13 protein-coding genes are annotated in these 12933 nt (G+C 42.6%); 12 read left to right on the top strand and 1 reads right to left on the bottom strand.

Features of this window, described 5'->3' with window-relative positions:
* Positions 1–89 precede the first annotated feature (89 nt).
* From HTH_RS01465 to rimO, 12 genes are all read left to right on the top strand, one after another.
* Positions 90–1415, top strand: coding sequence for a DUF5131 family protein (locus tag HTH_RS01465; protein ID WP_012962939.1), 1326 nt, complete (start codon positions 90–92; stop codon positions 1413–1415).
* Between the two features lie 23 nt (positions 1416–1438).
* Positions 1439–1759, top strand: coding sequence for a nucleotidyltransferase family protein (locus tag HTH_RS01470; protein ID WP_012962940.1), 321 nt, complete (start codon positions 1439–1441; stop codon positions 1757–1759).
* 28 nt (positions 1760–1787) lie between these two features.
* Positions 1788–2105 carry a HepT-like ribonuclease domain-containing protein gene (locus tag HTH_RS01475; protein ID WP_267878556.1) on the top strand — a complete coding sequence of 106 codons (318 nt, stop codon included), beginning with the start codon at positions 1788–1790 and terminating at the stop codon, positions 2103–2105.
* 2 nt (positions 2106–2107) lie between these two features.
* Complete coding sequence (locus HTH_RS01480) at positions 2108–2839, top strand: DUF2851 family protein (protein WP_014462545.1); 732 nt, start codon at positions 2108–2110, stop codon at positions 2837–2839.
* A 56-nt stretch (positions 2840–2895) separates the two neighbouring features.
* Positions 2896–5922: a valine--tRNA ligase gene (locus HTH_RS01485; RefSeq protein WP_012962943.1), complete on the top strand. Its 3027-nt coding sequence runs from the start codon at positions 2896–2898 to the stop codon at positions 5920–5922.
* On the top strand, positions 5919–6839 hold the full coding sequence (rfaD, locus tag HTH_RS01490; RefSeq protein ID WP_012962944.1) for an ADP-glyceromanno-heptose 6-epimerase: 921 nt from the start codon (positions 5919–5921) through the stop codon (positions 6837–6839). Before HTH_RS01485 ends, rfaD begins: the two co-directional genes overlap by 4 nt.
* Positions 6836–7747, top strand: a complete 912-nt coding sequence (gene argB, locus HTH_RS01495; RefSeq protein WP_012962945.1) for an acetylglutamate kinase — start codon at positions 6836–6838, stop codon at positions 7745–7747. The genes rfaD and argB overlap by 4 nt, the downstream gene beginning before the upstream one ends.
* Positions 7748–7923: 176 nt before the next feature.
* Positions 7924–8544 (top strand): hypothetical protein, encoded by a 621-nt coding sequence (locus tag HTH_RS01500; RefSeq protein WP_012962946.1) that lies wholly within the window; start codon positions 7924–7926, stop codon positions 8542–8544.
* 10 nt (positions 8545–8554) lie between these two features.
* Positions 8555–9421, top strand: coding sequence for a tyrosine-type recombinase/integrase (locus HTH_RS01505; protein WP_012962947.1), 867 nt, complete (start codon positions 8555–8557; stop codon positions 9419–9421).
* Positions 9418–10164 carry a tRNA (guanosine(37)-N1)-methyltransferase TrmD gene (gene trmD / locus HTH_RS01510; protein WP_012962948.1) on the top strand — a complete coding sequence of 249 codons (747 nt, stop codon included), beginning with the start codon at positions 9418–9420 and terminating at the stop codon, positions 10162–10164. Before HTH_RS01505 ends, trmD begins: the two co-directional genes overlap by 4 nt.
* 4 nt (positions 10165–10168) lie before the next feature.
* A complete protein-coding gene (locus HTH_RS01515) occupies positions 10169–11083 on the top strand; it encodes an MBL fold metallo-hydrolase (protein ID WP_014462546.1) in 915 nt (304 codons plus the stop codon).
* Entirely contained in the window at positions 11080–12339 is a 1260-nt protein-coding gene (gene rimO / locus HTH_RS01520) for a 30S ribosomal protein S12 methylthiotransferase RimO (RefSeq protein WP_012962950.1), read from the top strand. The genes HTH_RS01515 and rimO overlap by 4 nt, the downstream gene beginning before the upstream one ends.
* Here the strand turns inward: rimO and HTH_RS01525 are convergent.
* Positions 12336–12893 carry a Fe-S-containing hydro-lyase gene (locus tag HTH_RS01525; RefSeq protein ID WP_012962951.1) on the bottom strand — a complete coding sequence of 186 codons (558 nt, stop codon included), beginning with the start codon at positions 12891–12893 and terminating at the stop codon, positions 12336–12338. The genes rimO and HTH_RS01525 overlap by 4 nt on opposite strands.
* Between the last annotated feature and the right edge of the window lie 40 nt (positions 12894–12933).

Raw genomic sequence — 12933 nt, forward strand, 5'->3', positions numbered from 1 at the left:
TGGCTTAACAGAAGAAGAACGAAAGAGGTCTACTGGGCAGTTGCTGAGCTTGTAAAAACAAGATTAGAAAAAGCGAGGAGTGTGTGAGGATGAAAGAATATCGTTTAAAAGAGGTCTCAAAGGCAAAACATATAATTCTTGAAAAATATTTTCCAGCTTGGGCAAGAATCTTGAAATCAAAACATCAAACACTAATCTATGTTGACTGCTTTGCTGGATCGGGTCGATATTCATCTGGAGAAGAAGGTTCACCTCTCATTGTAGCTCGTAAAGCGAATGAACTTATTGAAAAAGACAAATCTATGAAGTTTTATCTTATTTTCGTTGAAAAGAATAAAAAGAGTGCCCAAGAATTAGAAAAGCAGTTAAAGTCTTACGAAAGAGAAAATGTGAAAATCTTTGTTTTTAATGAGGACTCGCACGATTTTGTTCCTGAATTACTTGAAAAAATTCCTAAAAATATTCCCGCATTCTTCTTTATTGATCCTTACGGACATCCATTATCAATTCCTGTAATTAACAAAATTCTAAGTATGCAAAGAAAAGAAATTTTATTAAACTTAATGTGGTATGCTATCAATATGCATCTAAATAACCCTAAAGCTGAGCAAACTATAAATAGAATGTTTGGAAATACTGACTGGAAAAATCAAAACTTTATTAGGAAAGAAAGAGAAAATAATTTTGTTGAATATTTTATAAGGCAAGTAAATGCAAAGTATAACTTTAAATTTCGCATTCGCTTTAGTCCAGAAGACAAAGTACACGGAGGAGAAAACAGAACCAAATACTACTTAATCCATTTTGCAAATCATGAAAGAGCTATTTTACTCATGAAGGAAGTTATGTGGACAATAGGAGATGAAGAAGGAACTTTTGATTACTCCGCTTCCCATCAAGAAATATTATTTAGTAGGACTCCGACTGTGGAACAACTAGAAGATGTTCCAGCTCACTTTATTAAAAGTGTCTTTGAAGTGATGAATCGGGCTAAACATCTTACTTTTCAGGTTTTGACAAAAAGGTCAGAGCGACTCCTTGAAATAAGCAAAGAGCTTGAATGGACAGAAAACATATGGATGGGGGTTTCCGTTGAAAACTCAAATTACATTTACAGAATAAATTATCTTCTGCAAACGCCAGCCAAGATTAAATTCATCTCATTTGAGCCACTCTTAGGACCTATTTACGAATTCCCAACAAAGGGGATTGATTGGGTTATTGTTGGAGGTGAATCGGGTCCAAATGCAAGACCTATGTTAAAGGAATGGGTAATGGAGATTTACCGCATCTGCAGAGAAAACAATATACCATTCTTTTTTAAGCAATGGGGTGGCGTATCTAAACGGAAAAACGGAAGAGAACTCAATGGAAAAATTTATGAGGAATATCCTTACGCTAAAAAACAAGGTTAGAAAAAGCAAGGAGTGTGTGAGAGATGAATAGAGAAAAAATCACAAGAAAAGATGAAGTTATTGAAAAACTCAGAGAAAATATGGGTAAGCTTAGAGAATTTGGAGTTAAAAGAATAGGCATCTTTGGTTCAGTTGTTAAAGAAGCTCTCAGAACTGATAGCGACATTGATTTAATTGTTGAATTTGAAAGAGGAAAAGCGACCTTTAAGAATGTCTCTGGACTTATTGATTTTCTTGAAGATTTATTTGGGAGAAAGGTTGATATTCTCACGCCAGATGGTATCGCTTCCATCAGAATTTCACATATAAGACATCAAATAGAAAGAGAAATTGAATATGTATAAGAGGGGAGATAGAGAATTTGTCTTAGATATGCTTTTTGCATGTAATAAAATTATGAACTACACAAAAGGTCTAACTTATGAAGATTTCAAGAAAAATGAAATGGTTATTGACGCCGTAACCAGGAATATAGAAATTCTTGGAGAAGCTTCTAAATCCATTTCAGATGGTCTTAAAAATAAATACCCTGAGGTTGGCTGGAAAGAGATAGCAAGAACTCGCGATAAAATAATCCACTTTTATTTTGGTATTAATCTTGAAATAATATGGGACATTGTTATAGAAGATATACCTAAGCTTAAAACTGAGCTTGAAAAGATCATTAAATTAGAAGGTTGGAGTTTATAACGGTGAAAACAATAGACCTAAACCATCTTGGCGAAAAATGGCTTGAACTAAAAAAACAGAGAATGCAAAACCTTTTAAAGATTGCCCTTACCGATGAAGCGCTTTACAGAGAAATAATGATATCGCTTGGCTATTCCAAAAATAAGGTGAACTTTCTTGAACTTGCTATAATTACTCCATACTCAGAAATAAGAAAACTAAAAGAAAAATCCATTATAGAAAAAGCACTTTTGTATAGAGCCGGATTTATAGATGATAAAAATGGCTTGCCGGATGACTTTGATTTCTCGTTGAGGATGGATAAATCTGTATGGATTTACAAAGGAATAAGACCTGCAAATTTTCCAGAGAAAAGAATTGAGGGTATATCGGTTCTTCTATCAAAAACTACTGAATGTGGTCTTGTGAATTTCTTTTTGGAGAGAATAAAGTCAGAGATAGGGAGTAAAAATCTCAAAAAATCTCTTAAAAGCATAATGAATTTTGAAGGGATTGGGTTATCAAGGAAGGAAGAGATGTTTTTTAACACAATCATGCCTTTTATGATGGTTTACTCGCAGGATGATGAGGTGCAGAATTTTTTAAGGTTCATGTTTGAAAACTATCCGCCACTGTCCGAAAACAGCCTTATCAAATCTTTTAGGCTGAGTTATCCGGAAGTCAAAATAGAGAACTTAAAAACTTATATGGGCGCTATACTGTTTCAAAAAACAAACCCAGGTCAAAGCTCTTGAAAACCAAATTAACATGAATAACAGCCTTGAGGACTTCCTTGTATAATAAATATCCCATGAAAGACATAGGCAAGTATGATCACAAAGCTGTAGAAAGCAAGCACTCAAGAAGGTGGATAGAGTCCGCCATATACAGCTCCGGCTCTGACCAAAGGGAAGAGAAGTTTTCGGTAGTTATACCACCCCCTAATGTGACGGGCTCTCTTCACATGGGTCATGCTCTCAATGCCACGCTTCAGGACATGGTATGCAGGTGGCAGAGGATGATGGGTAAAAAGGTGGTGTGGGTGCCGGGGTTTGACCATGCGGGCATAGCAACGCAGTATGTGGTGGATAAAAAACTGCAGCAAGAAGGCAAAGACAGATTGGAGGTAGGAAGGGAAGAGTTTTTAAAAGAGGTCTGGAAGTGGGTGCCGATCTCAAGAGGTGCCATAAGGGAGCAACTGGAAAAGCTTGGGGTGAGCGTAGACTGGAAGAGGGAGCGATTTACCCTTGACGAGGGATTTTCGAGGGCTGTAAGGTATGCCTTTAGGAAGCTTTACGAGGATGGGCTCATATACAGGGGTGAGTACATAGTAAACTGGTGTCCCAATGACCTGACGGCTCTTTCGGACTTGGAGGTGGAGCACGAGGAGGAGGATGGAAAGCTATACTACATAAAGTATCCTCTGGAGGATGCAAGCGGGTACATAACGGTTGCCACCACAAGACCAGAGACCATGCTGGGAGATACTGCGGTGGCGGTTCATCCTCAGGACGAAAGATACAAGCACCTGGTGGGCAAAAGGGTAAGGCTTCCGTTGGTAAGCTGGAAGAGAAAAGCTATGTCCGGAGAGGAAGTTTCTGAATACATACCCATAGTGGCAGATGAGAGCGTGCTTTCTGATTTTGGTACCGGTGCGGTCAAAATAACTCCTGCGCACGACCCTACGGACTTCCAGATAGGAAAGAGGCATAACCTGCCTTTTGTGCAGGTGATGGACCAGCATGCGCGCATGAACGAAAATGCGGGAGAGTTTGCAGGCTTGGACAGATACGAGGCAAGGCAGCAAATAGTTAAAAGGCTTGAAGAGTTGGGACTTCTTGAGAAGGTAGAAGACCACAGGCACGCGGTGGGTAAATGCTACAGGTGCAAAACCACCTTGGAGCCTATGGTTTCTGTGCAGTGGTTTGTTAGGGTTTCTGACGAGAGGATAAAGAAGGCAGCCATAAAGGTGGTGGAGGAGGGTAAGATAAGGTTTATACCGGAAGGCTGGAAGAAGATTTACCTTCAGTGGATGGAAAACCTCAAAGACTGGTGCATATCGCGGCAGATATGGTGGGGACACAGGATACCTGTCTGGTACTGTCAGGACTGTGGAAAGGAAAGCGTATATACTGACGATGACTTTGACAGGGTTTACGACAAGCTCATTTTCAACCTCATAGCGGATGGCAAGATAGACTATGAGTTTACGCCGGAAGAGGTAGAAAAAGTGCTGCACTCTCCTTCTTTTGTCCATCCTAACATGACGGTGCTGGACTTTTACAAGAAGTTTGCCTTCCACAAATACCATTCTACTGAGGTGAGCGCTCACTCCCTTAGACTCTTTTTTACTCAGGACATAAACCCTATGGCTATACTTACCGAGAAGAAAAATAGGTACAGGTATGACCCAAAGACCAAAAAGTACAGGTTTGTCTTGCGCTGCAAGCACTGTGGTTCAGAGAGGCTCAGACAGGAGGAGGATGTTTTGGACACGTGGTTTTCCTCAGCCCTCTGGCCCTTTGGGGTTTTTGGCTGGCCAGAAGAGGCGCAGGACCTAAAAAACCTCTACCCTACAGACCTTCTGGTGACAGGCTTTGACATCATCTTCTTCTGGGTGGCAAGGATGATAATGATGGGGACATACTTTACGGGTGATGTGCCCTTTGTGGATGTTTATATACATGCTCTTGTGAGGGACGAGAAGGGTCAGAAGATGTCCAAGACCAAAGGCAACGTGATAGACCCTCTTGACATAGTGGAAAGGTACGGAGCGGATGCTCTTAGGTTCACCTTAGCTATTCTCACCCAGCAGGGAAGGGACATAAAGCTCTCGGAAAAACGCTTTGAAGGCTACAAACACTTTGCCAACAAGCTTTGGAACGCAGGAAGGTTTATACTTATGAATTTGGACCAGGACCTTCTTGCTAATCTTCCTTACGCAGCGCCACCCAGAAGCGAGGACCTTTGGATAACCACCAAGCTTAACCAAACTGTTAGAAAGGTCAACGAGGCTCTCTCCCAATATGAGTTTTCTGAGGCAGCTCAGGCTCTTTACGAGTTTGTCTGGAGTGAGTTTTGCGACTGGTATTTGGAGATGAGCAAGCTCAGGCTGTATGCCAAGCCTACAGAAAACTTGCCGGAAGAGGAAAGGCAAAAGGAAGAGCAAAGAATAAAGGCGGAGAGAATTACCGCACAGGCTACGCTTCTGAAGATCTTTGACAGTGTGCTTAAACTCCTTCACCCTTTTATGTGTTATATAACGGAAGAGTTATACTCTCACCTTCCCACCTCTCACCTTGAGAGTGTTTCCCTCTGCCAATACCCACAGTATAACCCGCAGGATGTTTTTGAACAGGCTCATGAGAAGGTGGAAAAGCTAAAGGGCGTCATATCCTCCGTAAGAGCTCTCAGGAGCGACCTTAGAATAGAGCCATCAAGAAAGATAAGGCTTTACTGCAGGGGTGAAGGATGGAAAGAGATGCTGACTGAGTTTGAAGAGCACATAAAGAGTCTGGTAAAAGTTGAGGAGCTTATACACACCCAAGAAAGACCACCCAGAGCTGTGGCAGGCTTTTACAAGGACCTGGAGTTCTTCCTAAGTGTGGAGGAAGGTATAAACATAGAAGAGCTGATAAACTCCTACACCAAGAGACATAAGGAGGTGGTAAAGTCTCTGGAAAGCGTTGAAAGAAGGCTCCAGAATCCCAGTTTTCTGGAAAAGGCTTCACGCGAAGAGGTGGAAAAAGTCCAGAAAATCAGAGAGGAGCTTCTGGCAGAAAAAGCAAAACTGGAAGAGCTTTTAAAGTCTTTGGAGGAAGCAAGGGTAAGCTCATGAGGGTGCTTATAACAGGCGGTGCGGGGTTTATAGGTTCCAACATAGCCAAGCAGTTGGAAAGAAGCTATCCCAATGCAAAGGTTTACGTGCTGGATGACTTCTCCTCCGGACACTTTAAAAACCTGATAGGCTTTAGAGGAGAGGTTATCACAGGAAACATAAGCGATCCAAGCCTTTGGGAGTGGCTGGCTCAAAACTACCAGTTTGACGTGGTGTTTCACAAAGCTGCCATAACCGACACTACCATCATGGACCAGGCTCTCATGATGAAAACCAATGCGGATAGCTTTAGACACCTACTTAAGTGTGCTGTAAAATGGAAAGCAAAAGTTATATACGCATCCTCCGCAGGAGTTTATGGGAATGTTGAGCCACCCATGAGGGAGGAAGGACCCCAAGAGCCGGAGAACGTCTACGGCTTTTCCAAGCTGATCATGGACAGAATAGCCTTAAACTTTCTGGAAGAGCATAAGGACATAAAGTTAATAGGTTTTAGGTACTTTAATGTGTACGGTGAAGGTGAATCGTACAAAGGAAAAACTGCCAGCATGGTTTATCAGCTATACAAAAAGATAGCCTCGGGAGAGAAGGCAAGGCTCTTCAAGTGGGGAGAGCAAAGAAGGGACTTTGTCTACATAAAAGATGTGATAAAAGCCAACATGCTTGCTCTGGAAAAGGATGTCTCTGGTATTTTCAACATAGCCACGGGCGAAAGCAGGAGCTTCAACGAGATAGTGGATATATTGAGCATAGAACTAAACACTAAACCAGAGGTGGAGTACTTTGACTGCCCTTATGACTTTTACCAGCAGCACACGCAGGCGGATATAAGCAAGGCAAGGGAAGTTCTTGGCTACACACCGGACTTTTCGTTGGAAGATGGCATAAGGGACTACATAAAGGTTTTAAGGGCATGATAGAGGAGCTTATTCAGAAAGCTAAGATACTTCAGTCAGCGCTTCCTTACATAAGGAAGTTTTACGGAAAAACTTTCGTGGTAAAGTATGGTGGTTCTGCCATGCTGGAAGAGAGCCTCAGGGAGAGCTTTGCCAAGGATGTGCTGCTGCTCAGGTACACGGGTATAAAAGTTGTAGTGGTTCACGGTGGTGGACCACAGATAAGCGCCGCTCTGGAAAAGTTTGGAATAAAGTCCACCTTTGTGGGAGGCTTGAGAAAGACAGACCAGGAGACCATGCACGTGGTGGAGATGGTGCTATCAGGAGACATAAACAAGGACATAGTGGCTCTCATAAACAAGCACAGCGGAGAGCAGATATACGCGGTGGGACTTTCTGGCAGGGACGGAAACCTCATAAGAGCAAAAAAACTCAACAAGGAAGAGTACTTTAGGGAGATAGGGCTTGAAGTCCCCCGTGAGGACATAGGCTTTGTCGGTGAAGTGCTAAGCGTAAACACGCATCTACTTCAGGCGCTTATGGACAATGGCTACATACCCGTCATAGCACCAGTAGGAGTGGGTGAAGATGGACAAGCTTACAACATAAACGCAGACATAGTGGCATCAGAGGTGGCAAGATACACAAAAGCTGAAAAACTTTTATTCCTGACGGATACGGAAGGCATAAAGGACAAGGACGGAAAGACTATATCCTCCCTAAGCAGGGAGGAAGCTTACAGGCTCATAAGCGAAGGCACCATAAAGGGGGGTATGATACCCAAGGTAAAAAGCGCCCTAAGAGCCCTTCAGGAAGGGGTAGGGAAGGTGCACATTGTGGACGGCAGAATACCTCACTCTATACTGCTGGAGATCTTTACAGAGGAAGGCGTAGGTACGGAGATAGTCAACCAAAGGTCTATGGATTAGCTTCCCTTCATCACCCGTATGAAGCTCTCAGCTTGGTGGCTTTGAGTTAGACTTGTTAATATAATTGCCATTATATTAACATACTCTTCTATTACACCTTTGCTGTCAATTTCAGTATTTGACATTGACGGCAAAATCTATTAAATTATGTTAAATGAATTGTCAGGAGGGAGATCATGGATGATGTCAAGGTAAAAGCAAGCGAATATGCTGAGCTAACAGGTGTTTCACTGAACACTGTAAAGAACAGAATAAGGGCTGGAGTGGTAAGGGGCGGTAAAGAGGAGGATGGCATCTGGTATGTGTATCTTTCGCAGGATGAGTATCACCATCTTATGAGGTCTCAAGAAAAGAGGGGGGAAAGGCAGAGGGAGATAAATAACAGTCTTGAAAAGCTAAAGGCTAGCTTTGAAGGACAGCTTATAGCAACTTACATAGAGATACAGATGCTCAAGGATTTGCAAAAGGAGGAGCTTCTTCATGAGATGTCAAGTCTTTACACCCTCTTAGCTGTAAGGGAAAAGGAGATACAGATAATGAGGAATCAGCTGGAAGAAGCGGAAAAGGCTCTTAAAGAGAGGGAGGAGAGTCTAAAGGAGCTTCAAAAGAAGCTGGCAGAGCTTGAAAAAAGTCTAAGGGCTTTGGAAAACCAGCTTAGAGATAAGGAGCTTTCGCTTGCTGAAAAGGACATACAGATGCAGAAAATGCTTTTAGAGAAAGAAAAGGAACTGCTTAGCAAAACTGCTCAGATAGAACAGTTAAAGAGAGAACTTGAGATAAAGGGAGGCAAGGAGTAGAATTTAAACTATGGACAAAGATCATCTTCTAGATACATGGAAGAGGTCCCTGGAGAGGACAAAAAGCGCAAGAACTGTTATCACATACATAAAAAGTCTTGAATCTTTTATAAAACACATAGGGGAGAAGGACCTGATCCACATTGACCCAAGAAGGATATATGAATATGTAGATACTTCATCGCTAAATACCTCCTCTATTCTTACGCACTTGTCTGCCATAAAGCACTTTTACAAATTTGCCTTTAGAAGAGGGTATGTGGACAAAGAAAAGTACTCAGACATAGAATCTGTTATAGACGAAGTAAGGGAAGATTTAGGGAGGAATATAGCTAAACGGTATCCCAAAGCACTAACAGAGGAGGAGATAAATAAGATATTATCCGCAGTGAAGGGAGCCAAGTACGAAAAAATATATGTGCTTTTTCTTTACAGCGGTATAAGGCTCTCTGAGTATCTTTCCCTAAGAAAGAGCGACTTTTATCAGGATAAGAGCGGTCTTCTCTGGATAAGACTATCCGCAGACATTACCAAAAGGAGAAAAGAGAGGCTCGTGCCTGTTTTGGGGAGTAGCAAGGAAGAAACTTACGCCGTAATAGACAGGCTACTTGTCTGGATAGAATCTTATGAGGAGAACTTTAGGGTAAAGAGGGGATCCCTTCAGGTATTTACCAACCGGCTGTCCCGCAAGCTATGCATTCCTTTCTCGCTGCACAGCTTTAGGCACACCTACATAACCAATCTGGTGAATAGTGGTTTCCCTGCGGAGGTGGTAAAGGAGTTTGCTGGCCACTCTAACGTAAGAACTACCATTGATATATACTACAAGTTTAGTCAGGAGAGAGCAAGGCAGCTTGTAGAGAACTTCCTCAAATGAAGTTTTTTGTGCTTACCATTTTTCCAGAGATGATTCATGTGTACGCCCAGTATGGAATAGTAAAGCAGGCCATAAAAAAGGGATCGCTGACTATTGAAGTAATAGACCTTAGGCAGTATGCGGATAAAGGGAGGGTTGATGACGAAGCTTATGGAGGGCTTCCGGGTATGGTGATAAAGCCTGAGCCTGTCTTTCGTGCTTACAAAAGTATTACAGAAAGATATGGGAGACCTTACACCATATTGCCTGAGCCTTGGGGGAAAAGACTTGTCCAACAAGATCTTGATAGACTAAGTCAAAAGGAGAGTTTAGCGGTCATATGCGGAAGGTATGAAGGTATAGATGAGCGCGTAAAAGTTCTCGCTGACGAAGAGCTTTCCTTGGGTGATTTTGTGCTTTCTGGGGGTGAGATATTCGCTCTTGCCCTGCTCGAAGGTGTTGCAAGGCTTTTGCCTGATGTGCTTAGTGAGCCAGAAAGCCTGCTGTCAGACTCCTTTAGAAGATGGTTAGGTTATCCTGTTTATACAAGACCGCCTGAGTACGAAGGCTTGAGAGTTCCTGATGTACTCCTGTCTGGCAACCACAAGCTCATAGAGCTGTGGAAGCTCTGGCACTCCATAGAGAGAACCTTAACTTACAGACCCGACCTTATTCCGGAAGACATTACTTCCCTTGAAAGGGATATGATGGAAAGTATAAAGAAAGGGATTAAATTTGAAGAGTGGATAAAGACAAGGAGGTAAAGTGGTGGTGAGAGCGCTTTTTACGCTGCTTATGGCTGTATTTTTGGCATTTTCGTATGAAATCAAGCTCAGAAAGGTGGATAAGGACATATACATGGTGCGTGGGGAGGATGCGCTTCCCTCTCTGAAGAACGGTGGGTTTATTTCCAACGCTTTTGCGGTTTACACTGAGGAAGGCTGGGTGGTTATAGACACTCTCTCCACTCCTGAGCTCTCTGAGAAGTTTCTTAAAGAGCTCCTGAAGGTAAAGAAAGCACCCGTAAAGTATACCATAATAACCCATTACCATCCGGACCACTGGTACGGCGCCAAAACCTTTAAAGATGCAAAAGCCAAGATGGTAGCTCACAAGAAATTAAAAGAGCTATACGATTCGGGCGAGGCAAAAGCTATACTTGAAGAAGCCAACAGAAGCTTCAATGGACTCTACGACAGCGTGGTTTTAGTCCCACCAGATATAGTGGTGGAAGACAAGGTGCGGCTCAAAGCAGGCTCTCGTACATTTGACATTATATCCATGACACCTGCTCACACCAACAGTGATATAGTGGTGTACATGCCTGACAGAAAAGTCCTCTTTGCGGGAGACTTAGTCTATTACAAGCGCATACCCTTTATGGGTGATAGAAACGCCAGCTCCAAAGGATGGGAGGAGGTGCTAAGGAGAATCAAGAGCATGGATATAAAGCTCATCTTAGGAGGGCATAACGAACCGATGGACAAAAAAGCCATAGATTATACTCTTGGATACATCACTTACCTCAGGGAAAATATAAGGATGATGAAGCAGGAGGGTAAATTCATAGATGAGATAAAGCAGGCACTGAGCGACTCACCTTACAAAAAGGATGCTATGTATCAGGAGTTTCACAACGCCAACATATTCAGAGTGGATATGGAACTGGATTTAGAGCCATGAAGGTGGGAGTTATAAGTCTTGGATGTGCCAAAAACCTTGTGGATACTGAAGTCTTGCTGGGAAAGTTAAAGGCTGGTGGTGCTACCATAGTTAGCGACCCCAGGAGAGCCGATGTTATAGTCATAAACACGTGCGGTTTCATAGAACCTGCCAAGATGGAAGCAATAGAGACCATCTTGGAGTTTGCAGGTAGTAAGAAGGTTATAGTTATGGGCTGTTTGGTCCAAAGATACAAAGAGGAACTCAAAAAGGAGATTCCGGAAGTTAGTGCTTACTTTGGCACAGAGAGTTGGGACAGTATAGTGGAATTTCTCAATTTGAGATCTAACGAAAGCAAGAGGATAATTACTACTCCAAGTTCTTATGCCTACCTTAAGGTGTCTGAGGGATGCAACAGGCTTTGCTCCTTCTGTGCGATACCCCTCATAAGGGGTAGGCACAGGTCAAGACCGATAGAAGAGGTAGTTGAGGAAGCTAAATATCTTGCTGACCAAGGCATAAAGGAGCTTTGCATAGTTTCTCAGGACACTACTTATTACGGCAAGGACCTTTATGCTAAACCTTACCTGGTGGAGCTTCTAAAGGCTCTTGAGAAAGTGGAGGGTATAAAATGGATAAGGCTTCTTTACCTTTATCCCACAGAAATAGATGAGAATTTACTCTCTTACATGGCTCAATCTGAGAAAGTTTTGCCTTACTTTGATGTACCACTTCAGCATGTTTCTACAGAGGTGCTAAAAAGCATGAGAAGGGGTTATGATGAAGCTTTTGTGAGAGAATTTGTAGAGAAGGTAAGGAAAAATATAGCTAATGCGGTTTTGAGAACTACCTTTATAGTTGGCTATCCTTTGGAAAGAGAAAGGGATTATCAGAAGCTGTTGGACTTTGTGAGAGAAGGGCATTTTCATTGGGTAGGAGCGTTTACTTATTATCAAGAGGAAGGTACGCATGCCTACGCCTTAGGAGATCCTATACCACAGAGGGAAAAGGAAGAGAGGAAGGAGGAGCTTTTGAGAGTACAAAGAGACATCACATACCAGAAGAACCTGTCGCTGGTGGGAAAGAGCTTTGAGCTTCTTGTGGACGGTTTTGACGAGGAGTTTGGTTTTGTTCCTGTGGGAAGGATTTATGCACAAGCTCCAGAGGTAGATGGCATCACATATGTAGAGTCCGACAAGGAGTTAAAAGCGGGTGATGTAGTCAAGGTTATGATAACTCAAGTGGGAGATTACGACGTGGGAGCTAAGGTACTCTAAGGGTCTATCTGGGCAAACTTTTTCCTGCCCTCTTCAAACACATCTCCTCCGTATATGTCGTTAGCCACTATGACAGGAAAGTCCTCCACATAAAGCCTTCTTATGGCTTCAGTACCAAGATCCTCGTAAGCTATCACTTCCGAAGACTTTATGCTCTTGGATAGCAAAACAGCTACACCTCCAACCGCTGCAAAATAAACTGCCTTGTACTTTATGAGAAGGTCTTTAACCAGCTGACTCCTGTAGCCTTTGCCTATCATTCCCTTTAGCCCAAGCTTTAAAAGAGGTTCCACATACTTGTCCATCCTTATGGCTGTGGTGGGTCCTGCAGAGCCAATAACCTGTCCGGGTTTTGGTGGAGTTGGACCTACATAGTATATAACTTGTCCTTTCATATCAAAGGGTGGAGCCTCCCCCCTGTTTAGAGCTTCCACCATCCTCTTGTGAGCTGCATCCCTTGCAGTGTATATGTATCCGGTTAAAAGCACCCTGTCGCCAGCCTTAAGGCTCTCTATGGTTTCATCCGTTAATGGAGTAAAGATCCTTTTCTCCATATCACCATTTTACAATATATTATTTTAGTAAAGGAGGGAA

The sequence above is a fragment of the Hydrogenobacter thermophilus TK-6 genome, from assembly GCF_000010785.1.
Lineage (GTDB): Bacteria > Aquificota > Aquificia > Aquificales > Aquificaceae > Hydrogenobacter > Hydrogenobacter thermophilus.

Coding starts and splice junctions, on each gene's coding strand:
- HTH_RS01485 (WP_012962943.1), top strand. CDS start 2,896: ATGAAAGACATAGGCAAGTATGATCACAAAGCTGTAGAAAGCAAGCAC.
- HTH_RS01465 (WP_012962939.1), top strand. CDS start 90: ATGAAAGAATATCGTTTAAAAGAGGTCTCAAAGGCAAAACATATAATT.
- HTH_RS01525 (WP_012962951.1), bottom strand. CDS start 12,893: ATGGAGAAAAGGATCTTTACTCCATTAACGGATGAAACCATAGAGAGC.
- rimO (WP_012962950.1), top strand. CDS start 11,080: ATGAAGGTGGGAGTTATAAGTCTTGGATGTGCCAAAAACCTTGTGGAT.
- HTH_RS01500 (WP_012962946.1), top strand. CDS start 7,924: ATGGATGATGTCAAGGTAAAAGCAAGCGAATATGCTGAGCTAACAGGT.
- trmD (WP_012962948.1), top strand. CDS start 9,418: ATGAAGTTTTTTGTGCTTACCATTTTTCCAGAGATGATTCATGTGTAC.
- HTH_RS01505 (WP_012962947.1), top strand. CDS start 8,555: ATGGACAAAGATCATCTTCTAGATACATGGAAGAGGTCCCTGGAGAGG.
- HTH_RS01475 (WP_267878556.1), top strand. CDS start 1,788: ATGCTTTTTGCATGTAATAAAATTATGAACTACACAAAAGGTCTAACT.
- HTH_RS01470 (WP_012962940.1), top strand. CDS start 1,439: ATGAATAGAGAAAAAATCACAAGAAAAGATGAAGTTATTGAAAAACTC.
- argB (WP_012962945.1), top strand. CDS start 6,836: ATGATAGAGGAGCTTATTCAGAAAGCTAAGATACTTCAGTCAGCGCTT.
- rfaD (WP_012962944.1), top strand. CDS start 5,919: ATGAGGGTGCTTATAACAGGCGGTGCGGGGTTTATAGGTTCCAACATA.